The organism is Stenotrophomonas sp. ATCM1_4, from assembly GCF_004348115.1.
Classification (GTDB): Bacteria; Pseudomonadota; Gammaproteobacteria; order Xanthomonadales; family Xanthomonadaceae; genus Stenotrophomonas; species Stenotrophomonas capsici.
In genome coordinates this window covers 1,226,862-1,246,146 of sequence record NZ_QPFB01000001.1, presented here as the reverse complement: position 1 = coordinate 1,246,146, position 19,285 = coordinate 1,226,862, and the positions used below count along the sequence as shown (strand labels likewise).

The 19,285-nt window shown below is 68.4% G+C and carries 19 protein-coding genes; 12 read left to right on the top strand and 7 right to left on the bottom strand.

The features are described from left to right. The first annotated feature begins 107 nt into the window (after positions 1-107). From ATCM_RS05965 to ATCM_RS05950, 4 genes are all read left to right on the top strand, one after another. Entirely contained in the window at positions 108-1,859 is a 1,752-nt protein-coding gene (locus ATCM_RS05965; protein WP_132863386.1) for an endonuclease, read from the top strand. 402 nt (positions 1,860-2,261) lie between these two features. After that, the gene (gene cutA, locus ATCM_RS05960) at positions 2,262-2,585 is read left to right on the top strand and encodes a divalent-cation tolerance protein CutA (RefSeq protein WP_132863385.1); all 324 of its coding nucleotides are present in this window, start codon (positions 2,262-2,264) and stop codon (positions 2,583-2,585) included. A gap of 4 nt (positions 2,586-2,589) precedes the next feature. Further along, positions 2,590-4,935, top strand: a complete 2,346-nt coding sequence (locus tag ATCM_RS05955; protein WP_132863383.1) for a protein-disulfide reductase DsbD — start codon at positions 2,590-2,592, stop codon at positions 4,933-4,935. Between the two features lies 1 nt (position 4,936). After that, positions 4,937-5,509, top strand: a complete 573-nt coding sequence (locus ATCM_RS05950; RefSeq protein ID WP_132863382.1) for a TlpA disulfide reductase family protein — start codon at positions 4,937-4,939, stop codon at positions 5,507-5,509. A gap of 76 nt (positions 5,510-5,585) precedes the next feature. Here ATCM_RS05950 and ATCM_RS05945 read toward each other — a convergent pair whose 3' ends face one another. From ATCM_RS05945 to ATCM_RS05930, 4 genes are all read right to left on the bottom strand, one after another. Then, a complete protein-coding gene (locus ATCM_RS05945) occupies positions 5,586-6,563 on the bottom strand; it encodes a zinc-binding dehydrogenase (protein WP_132863381.1) in 978 nt (325 codons plus the stop codon). Between the two features lie 18 nt (positions 6,564-6,581). Further along, positions 6,582-6,992 (bottom strand): organic hydroperoxide resistance protein, encoded by a 411-nt coding sequence (locus ATCM_RS05940; protein ID WP_132863380.1) that lies wholly within the window; start codon positions 6,990-6,992, stop codon positions 6,582-6,584. 74 nt (positions 6,993-7,066) lie between these two features. Next, positions 7,067-7,744: a type 1 glutamine amidotransferase domain-containing protein gene (locus ATCM_RS05935; protein WP_132863379.1), complete on the bottom strand. Its 678-nt coding sequence runs from the start codon at positions 7,742-7,744 to the stop codon at positions 7,067-7,069. Positions 7,745-7,778: 34 nt separating this feature from the next. Then, entirely contained in the window at positions 7,779-8,390 is a 612-nt protein-coding gene (locus ATCM_RS05930) for a TetR/AcrR family transcriptional regulator (protein WP_132863377.1), read from the bottom strand. Between the two features lie 471 nt (positions 8,391-8,861). On the opposite strand from ATCM_RS05930, the gene aroQ reads away from it, so the two are divergent. Genes aroQ through accC form a run of 4 tightly spaced genes read left to right on the top strand, consistent with a single transcriptional unit; the run spans position 8,862 to position 11,653 of the window. Further along, positions 8,862-9,308, top strand: coding sequence for a type II 3-dehydroquinate dehydratase (gene aroQ / locus ATCM_RS05925; RefSeq protein ID WP_132863376.1), 447 nt, complete (start codon positions 8,862-8,864; stop codon positions 9,306-9,308). 17 nt (positions 9,309-9,325) lie between these two features. Then, positions 9,326-9,742: a lysozyme inhibitor LprI family protein gene (locus ATCM_RS05920; protein ID WP_243694076.1), complete on the top strand. Its 417-nt coding sequence runs from the start codon at positions 9,326-9,328 to the stop codon at positions 9,740-9,742. Positions 9,743-9,795: 53 nt separating this feature from the next. Then, positions 9,796-10,275: an acetyl-CoA carboxylase biotin carboxyl carrier protein gene (gene accB / locus ATCM_RS05915; RefSeq protein WP_132863374.1), complete on the top strand. Its 480-nt coding sequence runs from the start codon at positions 9,796-9,798 to the stop codon at positions 10,273-10,275. Between the two features lie 10 nt (positions 10,276-10,285). Further along, the gene (gene accC, locus ATCM_RS05910; protein WP_132863372.1) at positions 10,286-11,653 is read left to right on the top strand and encodes an acetyl-CoA carboxylase biotin carboxylase subunit; all 1,368 of its coding nucleotides are present in this window, start codon (positions 10,286-10,288) and stop codon (positions 11,651-11,653) included. A 151-nt stretch (positions 11,654-11,804) separates the two neighbouring features. Here accC and ATCM_RS05905 read toward each other — a convergent pair whose 3' ends face one another. The 3 genes from ATCM_RS05905 to ATCM_RS05895 all read right to left on the bottom strand — a co-directional run bounded on the left by ATCM_RS05905 (position 11,805) and on the right by ATCM_RS05895 (position 15,307). Next, entirely contained in the window at positions 11,805-13,868 is a 2,064-nt protein-coding gene (locus ATCM_RS05905) for a bifunctional diguanylate cyclase/phosphodiesterase (RefSeq protein WP_207911842.1), read from the bottom strand. Between the two features lie 120 nt (positions 13,869-13,988). Then, complete coding sequence (locus tag ATCM_RS05900) at positions 13,989-14,348, bottom strand: hypothetical protein (RefSeq protein WP_132863368.1); 360 nt, start codon at positions 14,346-14,348, stop codon at positions 13,989-13,991. Then, the gene (locus ATCM_RS05895) at positions 14,348-15,307 is read right to left on the bottom strand and encodes a hypothetical protein (RefSeq protein ID WP_132863366.1); all 960 of its coding nucleotides are present in this window, start codon (positions 15,305-15,307) and stop codon (positions 14,348-14,350) included. Before ATCM_RS05895 ends, ATCM_RS05900 begins: the two co-directional genes overlap by 1 nt. A 144-nt stretch (positions 15,308-15,451) precedes the next feature. Here ATCM_RS05895 and prmA point away from each other — a divergent pair, with 144 nt between their 5' ends. The 4 genes from prmA (at position 15,452) to purH (ending at position 19,282) form a co-directional block, all read left to right on the top strand. Continuing rightward, positions 15,452-16,366, top strand: coding sequence for a 50S ribosomal protein L11 methyltransferase (prmA, locus tag ATCM_RS05890; protein ID WP_132863364.1), 915 nt, complete (start codon positions 15,452-15,454; stop codon positions 16,364-16,366). A 29-nt stretch (positions 16,367-16,395) separates the two neighbouring features. Beyond that, the gene (locus ATCM_RS05885; RefSeq protein WP_132863362.1) at positions 16,396-17,148 is read left to right on the top strand and encodes a DUF3426 domain-containing protein; all 753 of its coding nucleotides are present in this window, start codon (positions 16,396-16,398) and stop codon (positions 17,146-17,148) included. 102 nt (positions 17,149-17,250) lie between these two features. Then, entirely contained in the window at positions 17,251-17,523 is a 273-nt protein-coding gene (gene fis / locus ATCM_RS05880) for a DNA-binding transcriptional regulator Fis (RefSeq protein WP_132863360.1), read from the top strand. Positions 17,524-17,698: 175 nt separating this feature from the next. After that, the gene (gene purH, locus ATCM_RS05875) at positions 17,699-19,282 is read left to right on the top strand and encodes a bifunctional phosphoribosylaminoimidazolecarboxamide formyltransferase/IMP cyclohydrolase (protein WP_132863358.1); all 1,584 of its coding nucleotides are present in this window, start codon (positions 17,699-17,701) and stop codon (positions 19,280-19,282) included. Positions 19,283-19,285 lie beyond the last annotated feature (3 nt).

Sequence of the window (19,285 nt, the reverse complement as noted above, 5' to 3'; positions counted from 1 at the left end):
GCCGCACCGGTTGCGGCGGAACGGCCGCCTTCACTTCATTCGGTCATCTGCAGGCACTACGCTTGCCGGCGGCGGGGATCCACCACCCAATCCGGGAACACAGCACAATGACCAAGCGTTCGATCACCGGGCCACTCGGCGTGGCCCTGCTCGCCGCCCTGGCCAGCAGTCCGGCCACCGCCGCGGTATTCGTCAATGAACTGCATTACGACAACAGCAACGGCGATGCGAATGAAGGCATCGAGGTCGTCGCCACCGCCGGCGAGGACCTGTCCACCTACAAGGTGGTGCTCTACAACGGCGCCTCGCCCTCGGCCGGCGTCACCTACAGCACCCGCAACCTGCCCGCGGGCAGTGCGGTCAACTGCGGCAGCGCCGTCACCATCGCCAGCCTGCGTTCGACCAACCTGATCCAGAACGGCGGCAACGATGGCATCGCACTGGTCGATGGCAATGGCCAGGTCGTGCAGTTCCTCAGTTACGAAGGCGCATTGACCGCCAGCAACGGCCCCGCGGCCGGCATGAGCAGCACCAACCTTCCGGTTTCGGAAACCAACAGCACCCCGGAAGGCACCTCGCTGCAGTTGGGCGGCAGTGGCAGTGCATACGTCGACTTCGCGTGGAAAACCTCCGCCGCCCAGACCTTCGGCCAATGCAACCTCAACCAGAGCTTCAACGGCACCGGTACCGGCACCGGCATGCGTCCGTCGGTGACCAGCACGCTGCCGGCCAACGGCGCCAGCAACGTCGCGGTGGCCACCGACCTGCAGGTGCATTTCAGCGAAGCCGTCACCGCCAGCAGCGGTGCGTTCGCCCTGCAATGCACCCAGGCCGGCGCGATCCCCCTGTCCTACCCGGGCAGCGGCACGCACTTCCCGCTGGCACCGCAGAACGTACTGCCGGCCGGCGACAGCTGCCAGCTGACCGTCACCGCCAGCCGCATCACCGACGTCGACGGCATGACCCCGGCCAGCAACACCTCGGTGTCCTTCACCGTCGCCAGCGCCACCACCGCCGGCTACTGGTCCAAGGTCAACACCAGCAGCCCGTCGCAGCTGCGCTGCTCGCTGCACGCCACCATCAAGGGCCACACCTCCTATCCGTACAGTGGCACCGGCACCAACACCTGGACCATCCTGGAAGTGGCCGACGAGGATCCCAACAACCCCAACAACATCCTGGACATCTACCGCAACCGCAGCTACCCGAAGGTCTCGGCGCGCGCCGGCACCGGTTCGGGCCTCACCTACAACCGCGAGCACACCTGGCCCAAGTCGCTGGGCTTCTCCTCGGCCACCGGTGACAAGGGCCTGCCCTACGCGCCACACACCGATGCACACATGCTTTACCTGAGCGACACCAACTTCAATTCCAGCCGTGGCAACAAGCCGCTGGCCAACTGCAGCAGCGGGTGCACCGCGCTGGCCACCGAAGCCAACGACGGTGATGGCGGCGGCAGCGCACGCGGGCAGAAGAACTGGTTCGTCGGCCCCGACGGCAACGCCGGCAGCTTCGAGACCTGGGACGGCCGCAAGGGCGACATCGCGCGCGCGGTGATGTACATGGCCATCCGCTACGAAGGCGACCCGCATCCGGTCACCGGCCAGGGCGAGCCGGACCTGGAGTTGACCAACGACCGCAGCAAGATCGTGCTGACCTCCAGCTCGCCGGCGTACATGGGCCTGTTGTCGACGCTGCTGCAGTGGCACCTGGCCGACCCGCCGACCGCACGCGAACGCGAGCGCAACGAGGTGGTCTACAGCTTCCAGGGCAACCGCAACCCGTTCATCGACCACCCCGAGTGGGCGAGCGAGTCGCTGTTCACCTCGGCCAAGCCGGCGAGCTGCCAACTGAACTGAGCAGGCTCGCAGGCCATTGCAGGTCCGCGAACCGGGCCTGCAGTGACAAAAAAAATGGCGCGTCCCGGGGGATAAGCGGGCCGCGCCATGAAGCCAGAGAGAGTTACCGATGGAACGGTGACCGCTTTTCTTTTCTTCCAGCTCTGTATCGATGAGTGCTAGCGCGACCGCTGGCTGCGCATGCCTGAGCCGCGCAGCCCCACCCCAAAGGCGGACTCGGCTCCGTCAGGTATCAGCCAACGCGCCTCATCCAGCGGTTTCACTCTCCTGACCGTCGCAAACCAGCGCCAGTCACGCCAAGGGCAGAGTGAAATCGTGACGCAGGGCAATATACAATCGATGACAACGATGTCAACACTTCCATCCGAAAGTGCCGCAGCGCCTTCTGCGACAATCCCGCGGATGGACGTAAGACTGGTCTTCTGCACCTGCCCCGATCACGACAGCGCGCAGGCCTTGGCCCACCACCTGGTGGCGCGGCGGCTGGCGGCGTGCGTGAACTTGTTGCCCCCGATGCAGTCTGTGTATGGCTGGCAGGGGCAGATCGAGCAGGCCGAGGAGGTCCAGCTGTTGATCAAGACCTGCGCGGACCGGTTGGAGGCCTTGCAAGCCGCCATCCTCGAGCGGCACCCCTACGAACTACCGGAGATCGTGGCGATCTCCGCCAGCGCCGGATTGCCGGCGTATCTGGATTGGATCCGGGCACAGACCCGGGAGGAAACCTGAGTTGATGATGCTGCTGCGACGTTTTATCGCCCTTTGCCTGCTCTGCCTGACCGCCCTGCCCGCACTGGCCGTCAGCGAGAAGGACCTGCTCCCGGTGGACCAGGCCTTCGCCCTGCAGGCCACCGCGCCGAGTCGCGACCGCATTGAACTGCGCTGGGACATCGCCCCCGGCTATTACCTCTACCGGCACCGCACCAGCATCAAGGCCGGCCCCGGCTTCACCGCCGAGGCACTGCAGTTCCCCAGCAGGGGCGAGCAGAAGCACGACGAGTTCTTCGGCGACGTGGAGACCTACCACCGCCAGCTGCGCGCCGTGTTGCCCGGCACCGCCGAAGCGGGTACGCAGACGGTCACGCTGGAGGTCCGCTACCAGGGCTGCGCCGACGCCGGGGTGTGCTACCCGCCGCAGAAGCGCAGCATCGAGGTCCGCCTGCCCGGCACCGGCGGCGAGCCGCCGGCCGCCACCGCCGCGGCACCGATGTTCAATCCCCTGGCCGCCAACAACAGCGGCGGGCTGAAGCTGCCCGGCGCCGCCGCCACGCAGAACCTGCCGCTGCCGGCGGACAAGGCGTTCGGCTTCGAGGCCATCGTCGATGATGGCAACCGCCTGCTGCTGCGTTTCTCGCCGGCACCGGGCTACTACCTGTACCGCGACCGCACCTCGCTGGGCCTGGAAGGCGCACCGGGCATCCGCACCGGCCGCCCGCAATGGCCCAACGGCACCTCGCACCGCGACGAGCATTTCGGCGACGTGGTGGTCTACTTCGACCAGGTCGACGTGCCGCTGCCGCTGCGCCGCGACCGCGCCGAAGCCAGCCCCGCCACCCTGGTGGTGACCTTCCAGGGCTGCCAGACCGACGGCATCTGCTACCCGCCGATGACCCGCCGGGTGAAGCTGCAGCTGCCCGCCGGCCGCATCTCCGCGCGCGAGGAAGCCACCGTCGCGCCCCTGGTGATCCCGCCGCTGCCCAGCGGCAAGAAGGATCGCGCGCCGGTACTGCCGGCCATCGACCCGACCAGCCCGCCGACCCCGCAGCCGCTGGTGGTACGCCCGGACCCCGGCGCGCCCAACCTGACCGAACCGGCGCCCGATGCCTCGGCCGAGAACAGCCAGCGCAGCCAACCGCCGGGCACCACCGAAGACCACGGCTCGCTGCTGTGGGCCCTGCTGCTGGCACTGGCCGGTGGCCTGGTGCTGAACCTGATGCCGTGCGTGCTGCCGGTGCTGTCGTTGAAGGTGCTGGGCCTGGCGCAGAGCGGTGAGAGCCGTGCCCACGCCCGCAGCCATGCCCTGTGGTACACCGCCGGCGTGCTGGTGGCTTTCGCCGCGGTCGGTGGCCTGGTGCTGGCATTGCGCGCGGCCGGCCAGGCCGCCGGTTGGGGCTTCCAGCTGCAGCATCCCTGGTTCATCGCCACCCTGGTCTACCTGATGTTCATGGTCGGCCTGAGCCTCACCGGTGTGTTCACCCTGGGCACCAACCTGGGCGGCATCGGCCAGTCGCTGGCGCGCCGCAGCGGCCCCAGCGGCGACTTCTTCACCGGCGTGCTGGCCTGCGTGGTGGCCAGTCCGTGCATCGCCCCGTTCATGGGCTCGGCGCTGGCCTACGCGTTCACCGCACCGGCGCCGCTGGCCTTCCTCGTGTTCGTGGCGCTGGGCCTGGGCCTGGCGCTGCCGTTCCTGCTGATCGGCTTCGTGCCGTCGCTGGCCCGTCGCCTGCCCAAGCCGGGCGCATGGATGGAAACCTTCAAGCAGGTGCTGGCGTTCCCGATGTACCTGACCGCCATCTGGCTGTTGTGGGTGCTGGGCAAGCAGCGCGGCATCGACGCGATGGCGCTGATGCTGGCCGGTGCGGCGACGCTGGCGCTGGGCCTGTGGTGGTTCGAGCGCAGCCGCTGGCACAGCCGCCGGACCGGCATGGTGCTTGGCCTGGTACTGGCGGTGCTGTCGCTGATCCCGGTGTGGGGCGTCACCCGCCTGCCGCCGCCTGCCGCGGCCGCCGCCCAGGAAGGCGTGGTCGCCTATTCGCCGGAAATGCTCGACCGCCTGCGCGCCGACAACCGCGTGGTGTTCGTCAACATGACCGCCGACTGGTGCGTGACCTGCAAAGCCAACGAGCGCGGCGTGCTCAACCGCGATGCGTTCCGTGATTCGCTCAAGCGCGTGGACGCGGTGTACATGCACGGCGACTGGACCAACGTCGATCCGCAGATCAGCGCCTTCCTGGAGCAGCACAAGGCCGTGGGCGTGCCGCTGTACGTGGTGTACGGCCCGGGCGCACCGCCGCGCGTGCTGCCCACCGTGCTGACCCAGTCCATCGTCGAAGACGCGCTGCTGCGCGCGGCACGCTGAAGTGCGCCGCACGGCAGCGTGGGTGGCGGGCATCGCCGCTGCGGCCGGTCTGGCAGCCGGGGCCTGGCTGACCCGCCCCGCCCCGCCGCCGCCGATGCAGACCCCGTTCCCGGCCGCGCCAGCCGTGGCTCCCACCTATGACGTCCGCCCCGGCAGTGCACTGACTGCGTTCACCCTGCCCGACCTGGATGGCATGCCGGTGCGTTTCCCGGAGCACTTCAAGGGCCGCCCGGTGCTGATCAATGTCTGGGCCAGCTGGTGCGCGCCATGCATCGAGGAAATGCCGGAGCTGGCACGCTTGGCCGCCGCGCATGCCGACGACGGCCCACGGGTGGTGGGCATCGCCCTGGACACCCCGGAAGCGGTGCAGGATTTCCTGAGCAATGTGCCGGTGTACTACCCGATCGTGATCGACACGCCCGGCCCCGACGATGCCAGCGTCAAGCTCGGCAACACGCAGGGGCTGCTGCCCTACAGTGTGCTGCTCGATGCCCAGGGGCGTTTCGTCAAGCACAAGCTTGGCCCGTTCAAGGCCGGCGAGATCGAGGCCTGGGCCACGTCCGGCGCCCCCTGAGCGTGCACCGCATCGCACAACGACACTGCCCCGCGCTTCGGCGTGGGGCAGTGTCGCTCCAGCGGCGCGTCGTGCCTCACGGCCGCAACAGCACCTTGCCCCTGCGGCCTGGCAGCAGGCTTGCGCGCGTGGCTTCGGCGACGTCGGCCAGGTCATAGGTCGCCTGCACCGGCAATGTCAGTTCACCGCTCATCGCACGCTGCAACAGTTCGCCGACCAGACGACGCTTGTTGTCGCCCGACATCTCGCGGCTGACCTTGCTGCCCCAGAAACCCTTGACCGTGGCCTGCTTGAAGATCAGGTCACCGGAAGGAATCTGCATCGGCTCACCGGCCATGGTGCCGAACGACACCAGCGTGCCGTTGTCTCCCAGCAGCGATACCAGGTCCGCGCTGGCCTGGCCACCGATGGAATCCACCGCTGCATGCGCCAGCGTGTCGCCGAGCAGCGCGCGGGCGCGTGCCTTCCAGTCCGGCTGTGTGGTGGACAGCACGGTGTCGATGCCCAGCGCCTTGAGTTCATCCACGCCGGCATCGCGACGCACCAGCCCAAGCACAGGCACGCCACGCGCGCCGGCAAGCATCGCCAGGGTCTTGCCGACCGCACCGTTGGCGGTGTTCTGCACGATCCATTGGCCCGGGCGGGCCTGCAGGAATTCCAGCAGCATCAGCGCACTCAACGGCATCGCGACCAGCTGCGCGGCGGCTTCATCGGCGATGCCGGCAGGCACCGGGATGACCATGCGCGCCGGTGCGATGAAGTACTCGGCCCAGGTGCCGTGCACCGAGGCCGCCATCACCCGCTGGCCGATCGCCAAGCCTTCGACGCCTTCGCCGAGCGCGTCGACGGTGCCGACCGCTTCGCTGCCGCCAATGGCCGGCAACTCCGGCTTGTAGCCGTACTGGCCGCGTACCGTCCACAGGTCGTGGTTGTGGATCGGCGCGAGGATCGTCCTGATCCGTACTTCGCCCGGGCCGGGTTGCGGCACGGCACTGTCGCCGAGGACCAGGACCTGGGACGGTTCACCAAACGTGGCGTGGATCGCACTGCGCATGACGTTCTCTCCTGGGGCTCAGCCGACAGTCACGTGCAGGCGCACGTCGACATTGCCGCGGGTGGCGTTGGAGTACGGGCAGATCTGGTGCGCGGCCTCGACCAGGCGGCGCGCGTCGGCCTCGTCCAGGCCCTGCACCGCCACGCTCAGGTCGATGTCCAACGCATAGCCGCCCTCGGCGGTCTGGCCGATGCCCACTTCCACCGAGGTGGCGGTGTGGGTGGGTTGCAGCTGCAGCTTCTTGGCCGCCACCGGCAGCGCGTTGTCGAAGCAGGCCGCATAGCCGAGCGCGAACAACTGCTCGGGATTGGCACCGGCCTTGCCGGAGCCCGGCAGGGCGAGGTCGAGCGCAAGGCTGCCGTCGTCCAGGGCGGTACGACCGGCACGGCCACCGGTCGCGGTGGCGCGGGTCTTGTAGAAGATCTTCATGGCGGAATTCCTTGTATGTGAGGTGGCCCGCGCAAGCCGCGCAGCCAGGAACCAGGGGAAAGTGACGGGCCCGCTCAACCGAGCTGCGCGAGCAGCGCCTGGGCCACGGCTTCGGAGCTGGCCGGGTTCTGCCCGGTGACCAGCCGACCGTCGGTCACAACGAAGGACTGCCAGTCCGGCCCCTTGACGTAGTCACCTCCCAGGCGGGTGAACGCGTCCTCGATCAGGAACGGCACCACTGCGCTCAGGCCGACCGCGTCCTCCTCACTGTTGGAGAAGCCGGTGACCTTGCGGCCAGCCACCAGCGGACTGCCGTCGGCCTTCTTCGCCGCGACCAGCGCCGCCGGCGCGTGGCAGACCAACCCCAGCGGTTTGTTGGCACGGTCGAAGGTTTCAATCAGCGCGATCGAATCGGCATCGCGGGCCAGGTCCCACAGTGGACCGTGACCGCCGGGGTAGAACACCGCATCGAACTGGCTGGCATCGACCTGCCCCAGCGGCAGCGTGGTGGCCAGGTGCTGGCGCGCCGCATCGTCGCCGTTGAAGCGCCGGGTGGCCGGCGTCTGTGCGTCGGGCTCGTCGCTGCGCGGGTCCAGCGGCGGCTGGCCACCGGCCGGCGAGGCCAGGGTGAGGGTGGCGCCGGCATCCTTGAACACGTAGTACGGCGCGGCGAATTCCTCCAGCCAGAAGCCGGTCTTGTGCCCGGTGTCGCCGAGCTGGTCGTGCGAGGTCAGTACGAACAGGACGTTCATGTCAGTGCCTTCAATCGTTGGGGCGGTGGGGGAATCACGCGGCGCGATGGCCGCAGGTCAGCAGGTGTTCGGTGGCCTCGCGCGCCTGCTGCAGGGGCAGGTGGTCCTGGCTCAGCTTGGACAGCAGGGCTGCGCCCAGCCACATCTGGTAGAGCACCCGCGCCACATCCAGGGCGGGCTTGCCGGCCGGCAGCGAGCCATCGGCGCGGCCTTCCTCGACCAGCACGGCGATCCGCTGCAACAGCCGCTGCACGCCGTCATCCAACACCCGGCGCATGTCCTCGGAAAGGTCCGCGACCTCGGCGGCGAGCTTCACCACCAGGCACTCCTCGGCCCAGCCCTGCGCCGGGTCGGCCGGGTCACGCATCCATGCCTCCCAGTAGCGCATCAGGCATTCGCGGCCGGTGCCGCCATCGGCCAGCAACTGCTCCAGCTTGCGCCCGTAGCCGTCGACGTACTGTTGCAGCAGTTCGCAGCCGAACGCTTCCTTGGACGGGAAGTAGTGATAGAACGAGCCCTTCGGCACCGCGCAGGCCTTGAGGATTTCCTGAAGGCCGAGCGCGGCAAATCCCTTCTGCAATACCAGTCGGTAGCCGGTATCGAGGATGTGCTGGCGGGTGGCTTGGGCTTTGGGGGACAAGTTCATGGGGCGCATCGTATTTCAAATAGACCGGTCGTCTATTAACGGAAGCGAACTGGATGGGGGGCATCCGCTGGACCGCGATCCGGGGGATTCGTGAGTTCACTTGCAGTGTCCGGCGGCAGGGAAAGCCGCCCTCATCCGCCCCTTCGGGGCACCTTCTCCCACTTTTCGGGAGAAGGGAGATGGCCGCGCGCGCCTGGCCGTGCAGCTACGCGGTGCGATATCCGCGAACGTCGCCCATCACGCTGCCAACCGTTGCCCATTGCGCCGGGCGGCTGTTCGTGGGCAGTAGGCCCTGCACTGCGACTCTTCCCACCAAACCGCTGCGGGCATGACGGAAATGGCCCACCATGCCGCATGGGTCCAGCCGCATTAGGATTCAAACGATTGCTTTAAACACGGCTAATTTCGCCGAACTGGACAGCATTGCCGGCTTCGATCACACTGCCGCCCTTTCCCGCCTTCCCTCGGTCCATGGCAAAACTGCTGGTTCTCCACGGCCCCAACCTGAACCTGCTGGGCACTCGCGAGCCCGAGGTCTACGGCCACACCACACTGGCCCAGATCGATGCGGCGCTGGCCGCGCAGGCACAGGCCGCCGGCCATGCCACCGACCACCTGCAGTCCAACGCCGAACACGTGCTGGTGGACCGGGTGCAGGCCGCGCGTACCGATGGAACCGCTTTCATCCTGATCAATCCGGCTGCTTTCACGCATACCTCGGTGGCCCTGCGCGACGCGCTGGCTGCCGTGGCCATTCCCTTCATCGAGATCCACCTGTCCAACCCGCACAGCCGCGAGCCGTTCCGGCAGCACAGCTACCTGAGCGACAAGGCGGTGGGCGTGATCTGCGGCTTTGGCGCCGACAGCTACCGCTATGCGATGGACGCCGCCCTGCAGCGGCTGGCGGCTGCCGCGTGAAAGCGCTGCCGCACCTGCTGGTCGGCCTGGCCCTGGCCCTGGGCAGCGTGCTGCTGGCGCCGGCGCATGCGCGCCAGGCCCGTGACCGTGCCGCCGAGGGCATCGACTGCACGACCGCCGTCAGCACGATGGAAAGCGACCTGTGCGCGGCCGACCGCGCCGAGGACGCCGACGAGGCACTCAATGCCGTCTACCGCCAGGTGCGCCAGCAGTTGCGGCAGCAGGCCACCGACGGCAGCTGCAGCCATTGCGACAGCGCCGAGCAACAGCTGGTGGCCGCGCAACGCGCCTGGATCACCCTGCGTGACCAGGACTGCGCCGCGGTCTACGCCTTCAATGCCGATGGAACCTCGCGCAATGGTGCGCGGTCGCATTGCCTGACCATCCACGCGCAGGACCGCACCCGGCAACTGCGCGACTTCTACGAACTTTGACCCGGCGCACCGCGCCCCCACCTTACCGCTACAACAGAACGAAAGAGGCCCTCATGGATCTGCGCAAAATCAAGAAGCTCATCGACCTGCTGGAAGAGTCGAACCTGGCCGAGATCGAGATCAAGGAGGGCGAGGAATCCGTGCGCCTGTCGCGCACCCCGGTCGGCGGCTACGCCGCCCCGGTCGCCGCCCCGGTCTACGCGCCCGCCCCGGCCGCTGCGCCGGCGGCCATGCCGATGAGCGGCCCGACCGAGGCCTCCACCGGTGGCACCGCCAAGCCGGGCAACGCCCTGCCGGAAGGCCACGTGCAGCGCGCGCCGATGGTCGGCACCTTCTATGCCTCGTCCGCGCCGGACAAGCCGGCCTTCGTCAGCGTCGGCCAGACCATCAAGGCCGGTGAAACCCTGGCCATCATCGAGGCGATGAAGATGTTCAACCCGATCGAGGCCGAAGTGTCCGGCACCGTGGTGGCCATCCTCGGCGAGAACGGCAGCCCGGTGGAATTCGACCAGCCGCTGTTCGTGATCGCCTGAGGCGCCGGCCATGCTCGACAAGGTCGTAATCGCCAACCGAGGGGAAATCGCGCTGCGCATCCTGCGCGCGTGCCACACCCTGGGCATCCGCACGGTCGCGGTGCACTCCACCGTCGACCGCAACCTCAAGCACGTGGCCATGGCCGACGAGTCGGTCTGCATCGGCCCGGCACCGTCGTCGGAAAGCTACCTCAACATCCCGGCACTGATCGCCGCCGCTGAAGTCACCGACGCCCAGGCCATCCACCCTGGCTACGGCTTCCTGTCCGAGAACGCCGACTTCGCCGAGCGCGTGGAGCAGTCCGGCTTCATCTTCATCGGCCCGCGTGCGGAAACCATCCGCCTGATGGGTGACAAGGTCGAAGCCATCCGCGCGATGAAGGCCGCCGGCGTGCCGTGCGTGCCCGGCTCGGGCGGCCCGCTGGGGGATGACATCGTCGCCAACACCAAGATCGCCCGCGAGATCGGCTACCCGGTCATCATCAAGGCGTCCGGTGGCGGCGGCGGCCGCGGCATGCGCGTGGTGCATGCCGAGGGCGCGCTGAAGGCCTCCATCGAGACCACCAAGTCCGAAGCCAAGGCAGCCTTCGGCAACGGCGAGGTCTACATGGAGAAGTACCTGGAGAATCCGCGCCACGTGGAAATCCAGGTGCTGGCCGATGGCCAGGGCAACGCCATCCACCTGGGTGAGCGCGACTGCTCGATGCAGCGCCGTCACCAGAAGGTGGTGGAAGAAGCACCGGCACCGGGCATCACCGCCGAACTGCGCGAGCAGATCGGCAAGGTCTGCGTGGAAGCCTGCATCCGCATCGGCTACCGCGGCGCCGGCACGTTCGAGTTCCTGTTCGAGGACGGCCGCTTCTACTTCATCGAGATGAACACCCGCGTGCAGGTGGAGCATCCGGTGACGGAGATGGTGACCGGCATCGACCTGGTCGCCGAGCAGCTGCGCATCGCCTCGGGCCAGAAGCTGACGATCAAGCAGAGCGACGTGGTGCTGCACGGCCACGCCATCGAATGCCGCATCAACGCCGAGGACGCGGAGACCTTCATCCCCAGCCCCGGCCTGATCACCGGCTTCTACCCGCCGGGTGGCCCGGGTGTGCGCGTGGATACCCACATCTACGCCGGCTACAAGGTCCCGCCGAACTACGACTCGATGATCGGCAAGCTGATCGTGCATGGCCCGGACCGCGACACCGCCATCGCGCGCATGCGCGTGGCGCTGAGCGAGATGGTCGTGGACGGCATCAAGACCAACGTCGCCCTGCAGCAGCGCATCATGCGCGACAAGGGCTTCCAGGCCGGTGGACAGAACATCCACTACCTGGAAAAGCGCCTGGCCGAGCGCAAGAACCAGTCGATCGCGCTGACCTGATCGACGGTTTGATGGAACAGGAAAAGGCGGGGAAACCCGCCTTTTCTTTTGCCTGGCGCCGCGGGTGCGCCGGGATTGCGCTGCGCCCCCTTCCCGCCTGCGGCGCGTCGTTCGCGACCACGCGCAGTGGATGGCGGGCATCACCGATGGGTCACGTCGGCGCTGCCAACCCCATGAAGGCCGCAGCCGCCGTCGGCCGCCCCAGGAAGTAGCCCTGCAGCGAGTCGCAGCCCAGCGAACGCAGGAACTCGCGCTGCGCCGCGGTCTCCACGCCCTCGGCCACCACCTTGATGTTCAGCGCGCGCGCCAGTGCCACGATCGAGGACACGATCGCTGCATCCTCCTCGTTGCGCTCCAGGTCGCGCACGAAGGCACGGTCGATCTTCAACTCCGCCGCCGGCATGCGCTTGAGGTAGAGCAGGCTGGAATAGCCGGTGCCGAAATCGTCGATGGCGATCTTCAACCCCATCGCGGTCAACTGGTTGAGCACGTCCAGGCTGGCCTCGACATCCTTCATCGCCGTGGTCTCGGTGACCTCCAGGGTCAGGCAGGTCGGGTCGATGCCATGCACCTGGATGATCCGTCGCACCGTCTCCACCAGCACCGGCGAATCGAACTGCAGCGGCGACAGGTTCACCGCCATCGTCCATTCCCGGTTGCCGGCGTCATGCCATTGCCGCAGCTGCCGGCAGGCCTGGTCCAGCACCCAGTCGCCGATCGGCAGGATCAATCCGCTGCGCTCGGCGATGGGAATGAACATGTCCGGCGCCAGCATGCCCAGCTCCGGGTGCTGCCAACGCAGCAATGCCTCCGCGCCGATCACCCGCTGGCCACCGGCATCGAACTTGGGCTGGTAGTGCAGCACCAGCTCGTCGTTCTCCACCGCCTTGCGCAGGTCCTGCAGCAGGCGCAGCTGGCGATTGGCGTTGACCTGCATGGCCGGGGTGAAGAAGGTGTAGCCGTTCCGGCCCAGCCGCTTGGTGTGGTACATGGCCACGTCGGCATGGGCCATCAGTTCGCGCTCGTTGCGCGCGTCGCTGGGGTACAACGCGATGCCGAGGCTGGCACTGACCTGCAGCTCCGCCGCGTCGATCAGGAACGGCTGCGCCGCCGCCGCGACGATGCGCTCGGCCACCAGCAGCGCGTCGTCCGGGCCTCCGACGCCCAGCGCCATCACGAACTCGTCGCCACCCAGCCGCGCGAAGGTGTCCTGTGGCCCGAGCAGCGCGCCGATGCGGCGTGCCACCGCCACCAGCAGGCGATCACCGAGATGGTGGCCATAGGCATCGTTGACCGTCTTGAAGCCGTCCAGGTCACAGAAGATCACCGCGACCATGCGTCCCTCCTGCTGGGCGCGCTTGATCGCTTGGCCCATGCGGTCCTGCAGCAGCATGCGGTTGGGCAGCTGGGTCAACGGGTCATGCAGCGCCGCCTGCACCAGCTTCTGGTTGGCGTCGGCCAGCGAGTCGGCCAGCACGCCGGTGCGCTCGCGCATGCGACGGTCGAACAACGAGGCCACCGTGGCGATGCCCAGCGTGGCCACCGTGGTGACGATCACCAGCACCGCCAGCCAGCGCGTGTCGATGCCGCCGGCGCTCACCGCGCCACAGATGCTGCCCTCCGGGAAGCGCGCGGCGGCCATGCCGGTGTAGTGCATGCCGACGATGGCGAACCCCATCAGCAGCGACGCCATCGCGCGCATGTACAGCGTATTGCGGCGCTCGTTGCGCAGCCGGAAGGCGATCCACAATGCCGCGCCCGCCGCGCCGATGGCGACCATGATCGAGGCGAGGAACCAGCCCGGGTGGTAGTCGATGCCCGGCTGCATGCGCAGCGCGCTCATGCCCAGGTAGTGCATGGCCGCGATCGCCAGCCCCATCAGCACCGCACCGGCCAGCAGCCGCAGGCCCTGCAGGCTGGGGCGCGACACCAGCCACAGCGCATAAGCCGACGCGCCCACCGATACCGCCAGCGACCACAGCGTCAGCGCCAGGTCGTAGCCCAGGGGGATCGGCAGGTCGAAGGCCAACATGCCGATGAAATGCATCGACCAGATGCCCAACCCCATCGCCACCGCGCCGCCCAGCAACCACCAGCGCGCGACCCTGCCCTGCGCCGTGGCCAGCCGCCCGGCCATGTCCAACGCGGTGTATGACGCCAGCACGGCGACCACTATCGAAAAGCCGACCAGGGTGTGGTCGTAACGGGCAATCATCATCACGGGTCTTTCAACACACTCATTCGCACGCCCCGATATCGGCCGCGCGCGGGAATACTTGCGGGCAAACAAAAGGGCGGGAAACCCGCCCTTCCGCGTTGCCTGCCTCGCGCCCGCTTACCGGGCGTCGATCGCGCTGCCGGTGACCGGCTCGGTCCCCAGTGGCGAGGACGGATCCATCACCGTCACCGTCTCCACCGAGCCGTCCGGCCACACGATCTGGAAGCTGCTGCCCGGCTGCAGCGTGGAGAACGGCGCGCCACTCTGCGCGCGGTAGATGGCCGCGGCCTGGCTGGCACCGGCGCGGCGGGTGTCGAGGTCCGATTTCACGGTGGTGAGCTTGACCTTGCTCATCGCACGGTAACGGTCCTCGTAGGTATCGATCAGCACCACTCCCACCGCACCGGCGGAGTAGGCGACGAACAACACCACCCAGACCCAGAACTTGGCTCCATGGACGAACTGACGATAATTCATCACTTACCTCCCCGCGCACCGCGCAGGCTGTCTACCAGCTGGTTCATTCTTCCCTCGCTCTGCCGTGGCACGGCGGCGTCATACACGAACGATTCGAAATCCTGGCCTGGATCCTTGGAGCAGATCCCGCCGTTGGCGCAATAGCTTGTCATCAACATGCTGTTCGGCCCGCAGGCCAACCCCAACCGGCAGGCCGCAACCTGCCAGGCCAGCTGGGAAAACTGGTCGCCCGCCACCATCCCGCGGTAGGCATCATCGCCGGCGGCTGTGACACCCATTGCAGAGGACACCGCCAGGAAGGCTTCCGGATCCTGCGAGTTCAGCACGCGCTCGACCAGGCCACGGCGGTAGTCCGCATCACGCTTGAGCGGCTCCCCCATCGCCAGCAGCGCGGCCTCGGCGGCCAGGTTGCCGGCCGCGGCGGCCTGCTGGCGCTCCTGCAGGATCACGCCACGGCCGATCGCATCGGCGGTGGTGAAGCCCACGCAGCCCACGCTGACGCGCTCACGCGCGGCGTTCAGGCCGGGCACGTCGCTCAGGCCCATGCTGGCCAGCGTGCTGCTGTCCAGCGCATACCCGCGCGGGTCCATCGCATAGACACCGCAGTAATCATGAATGCGGCTGACCATCCATGCCGCCTCCGCATCGCCGGCATCGGCGGCGGCACGCAGCTCGCGGGCAAATGCGTACAGGTCGCGCCCGCGCTCGAACACCGCACGCAGGTCCACCGGCAGGCCGGGGCCGATCGCGGTGGATGCGGCCACTTCCGGCTGCGCCGGGCCGCTGCTGAAGCCGTTGGCGGTGCTCACCTCCGCACCGGCACCGACGGCCGCCAATTCAGCGTTGCCACCGCCGCCGGCATGCAGCCCGATGCCACCGCGATAGCCAAGCACGCCCAGCAGCACCGCAACGGGCAGCGCCAGCAGGTACCAGGGCTTTTTGGCAAGCAGGGAGAACATCCGGAGGCAGGGACAGGACGGCCGAGTGCAAGGCGCAAGTGTAGCAATGGACTGGCGTGTGGATGTCAACAGCCCCGGCCGCGCGCAATCCGGGCCCGCCTCGTCTAGGATGCGTGCCCTGTCCTGCCGCTGCCGTCCCCCGCCATGCCCTTCCTCGAACTCACCCTGCGCTGCACCGAAACCACCCAGCCCCGTTACGAGAATGCACTCGACGACGTGGGTGCGCTGGCGGTGACCATGCTCGACGCCGATGCCGACACCAGCAACGAGCGCGCGATCCTGGAGCCGGGCGTGGGCGAGACCCCGCTGTGGAACGACCTGGTGCTGACCGCGCTGTTCCCGGCCGATACCAACGGCCTGGCCCTGCTGGCCGCGCTGGAGGCATTCGACCCGGGCCTGGACTGGAGCAGCGCCAGCTTCCGCGCGGTCGAGGACGAGGACTGGGAACGCGCCTGGCTGGACCAGTTCCAGCCGATGTCGTTCGGCCAGCGCACCTGGATCGTGCCGTGGAACCATGACCTGCCGGAAGCGGCACAGGCCGCCGACGCCGCCGTGGTGCGGCTGGACCCGGGCCTGGCCTTCGGCTCCGGCACCCATCCGACCACCGCCCTGTGCCTGCGCTGGCTCGACCAGCTCTCGGCCGAAGGCGAACTGGAAGGCCGCACCGTGCTCGACTTCGGCTGTGGCTCCGGCATCCTGGCCCTGGCCGCGCTCAAGCTCGGCGCGGGTGCGGCGGTGGGCGTGGACAACGACCCGCAGGCGCTGATCGCCACCGCCGACAACGGCGAGCGCAACGGCGTGCATATCGCCGCCTACCTGCCTGAGGACGAACCGGTCGCCACCTATCCGGTGGTGGTGGCCAACATCCTGGCCTCGGCGCTGGACGCCCTGGCCGAACTGCTGGCCACGCGCGTGGCCACCGGCGGGCGGATCGCCCTGTCCGGCATCCTGCATGGCCAGGAGGGCGAACTGCTGGAACGCTACGCGGCCTGGTTCGACCAGCTTGAGGCGGTGCAGGACGGCGACTGGATGCGCATCACCGGCGTGCGCCGTGCTTGAATGGGCGCATTGCCCCGTCACCGCCTGACATGAGCGACAAACCCACGCCATCGCAACCGTCACTGGCCACCTTCCTGCAGGGCCAGGCACCGGCCACGGCACCGCTCCCGGCGGAGCCCGTTGCGCCCGTCGCATCGGATCAGGAGGCCGTGCAGGCGCTGCACGAGGGCGGCGACATCACCGTTGCCGATGACCTCATTCCATCGCAGCAGGCCAACAGCAACACGCTGAACGAGGAACCGGCCCCACCGGCCCCTGCGGTGACCGCTCCCAGTTTCATGCGCACCGAGCGCCAGGCCGGCGCACCGCCGCGTGCGACGCCGCGCTGGCAATGGGGCGTGGTCGCCGCGCTGGGGCTGTTGCTGCTGGTGCAGGTGCTGGTCGCCGACCGCGCCCGGCTTGCCGCCGATGCCGGCACCCGGCCCCTGGTCAGCGCCCTGTGCACGGTGCTGCGCTGCACCCTGCCGGCATGGCATGAGCCCAGTGCCTACAGCATGCTCAGCCGCGAGATCCGCCCGGTGCCGGGCCAGCCGGGCGTCCTGCAGGTGCAGGCCAGTTTCCGCAATGAAGCGCGTTGGGAGCAGGCATGGCCAGCGCTGCGGCTGTCGCTGTCCGACGCCGATGGCCGGGTGATCGGCCGGCGCACGCTGCAACCGGCGGAGTACCTGGGCCCGGCTGCCGATGCGCAGGGCCGGTTGGCGCCCGGACAAAGCGCGCAGGTGTCCTTCCGGCTGCGCGAACCGGCCGCCGCGACGGTCGCCTTCAGCTTCGAATTCCAGTAACTGGAGGAACAACGGCGTGGCGGGCTGCCGGCCCACGCGCTAGACTCCTCCCCCCACGCCGGGCCAAGCGCGCCCGACTCCGTCGAATTTGCGGGAACTCCCTTGAACGCTGCCCCCACACGTCCTGACATCAGTCGTGGCGCTGCAAAGCCGCCGCTTCGTGAACACGTCGCCCAGTCCGTCCGCCGCTACCTGCGCGATCTGGACGGCTGTGACGCCGATGACGTGTATGAAATCGTCCTGCGCGAGATGGAAATCCCGTTGTTCGTGGAAGTTCTCAACCATTGCGAAGGCAACCAGAGCCGCGCCGCCGCGCTGCTGGGCATCCACCGCGCCACCCTGCGCAAGAAGCTCAAGGAATACGGGCTGGCCTGAGCCGCCCCGCCCGGTCGCGCGCAGCCACGCTGCGCTGAAGCGTTCACCGGGTATTTCCGCCGGGCATGGCTCGGCGCCACCTGCCCCTTGTCGGCAGATGCAACCTCCCAGCCACAGGTCACGGATGTGACGGCCCGGCTACAATACCGGCCCGCTTCCGCTGCCCCCTGTCCCCATGTCTGCTGATCTGCTGCCCGTCCGCCGGGCCCTGCTGTCCGTTTCCGACAAGACCGGTCTGGTCGAACTGGCCCGCGCCCTGGCCGCCCGCAACGTCGAGCTGCTCTCCACCGGCGGTACCGCCAAGGCGATCCGCGACGCCGGCCTGCCGGTCACCGACGTCTCCGATGTCACCGGCTTCCCGGAAATGATGGACGGGCGGGTCAAGACCCTGCACCCGCTGGTGCATGGTGGCCTGCTCGGCCGCGCAGGCACCGACGATGCGGTGATGGCCGAACACGGCATCGCGCCGATCGACCTGCTGGTGCTGAACCTGTATCCGTTCGAGTCGGTCACCGCCAAGGCCGACTGCACCCTGGCCGACGCGGTGGAGAACATCGACATCGGCGGCCCGGCCATGCTGCGCAGCGCCGCGAAGAATTTCGCCCGCGTCGCCGTGGCCACCAGCCCGGACCAGTACGACGCCCTGCTGGCCGAATTGAATGCCCACGACGGCAAGCTGTCGGCCGCCAAGCGATTCGAGCTGTCGGTGGCCGCGTTCAACCGCGTCGCCCAGTACGACGCAGCGATCAGCAACTACCTGTCCGCAGTCAGCGACACCACCGCCGCGGTACCGGTGCGCGAGGAATACCCGGCGCAGATGAACTCCACCTTCGTGAAGGTGATGGACCTGCGCTACGGCGAGAACCCGCACCAGAGCGGTGTGTTCTACCGTGACCTGTGGCCGGTACCGGGCACGTTGGCCACCTTCGTGCAGCTGCAGGGCAAGGAACTGAGCTACAACAACCTGGCCGACGCCGATGCCGCTTGGGAATGCGTGCGCCAGTTCGACGTGCCGGCCTGCGTCATCGTCAAGCACGCCAACCCCTGCGGCGTGGCCGTGGCCGCCGATGTCGGCGCCGCGTATGAGATGGCCTACAACACCGACCCGACCAGCGCCTTCGGCGGCATCCTGGCCTTCAACCGCACGCTGGATGCGGCCACCGCCAAGGCCATCCTCGACCGCCAGTTCGTCGAAGTGCTGATCGCCCCGGACTACGAGCCGGCCGCGCTGGAGTACGCCACCAAGAAGGCCAACGTGCGCGTGCTGCGCATCCCGGCCGGTGAGGCGCGCAACAACTACGACACCAAGCGCATTGGTTCTGGCCTGCTGATCCAGAGCGCCGACAACCGCGGCATGACCACCGATGAGCTGAAGACGGTGACCCAGCGTGCACCGAGCGCCGCCGAACTGCGCGACCTGCTGTTCGCCTGGCGCGTGGCCAAGTACGTCAAGTCCAACGCGATCGTCTACGCCAAGGACGAGCGCACCATCGGCGTGGGCGCCGGCCAGATGAGCCGCGTGTACTCCGCGCGCATCGCCGGCATCAAGGCCGCCGATGCCGGGCTGGTGGTGCCGGGCTCGGTGATGGCTTCCGATGCGTTCTTCCCGTTCCGCGACGGCCTGGACGCGGCCGCCGAAGCCGGCATCACCGCGGTGATCCAGCCGGGCGGTTCGATGCGCGATGCCGAAGTGATCGCCGCGGCCGACGAACATGGCATCGCCATGGTGTTCACCGGCGTTCGCCACTTCCGTCACTGAGTA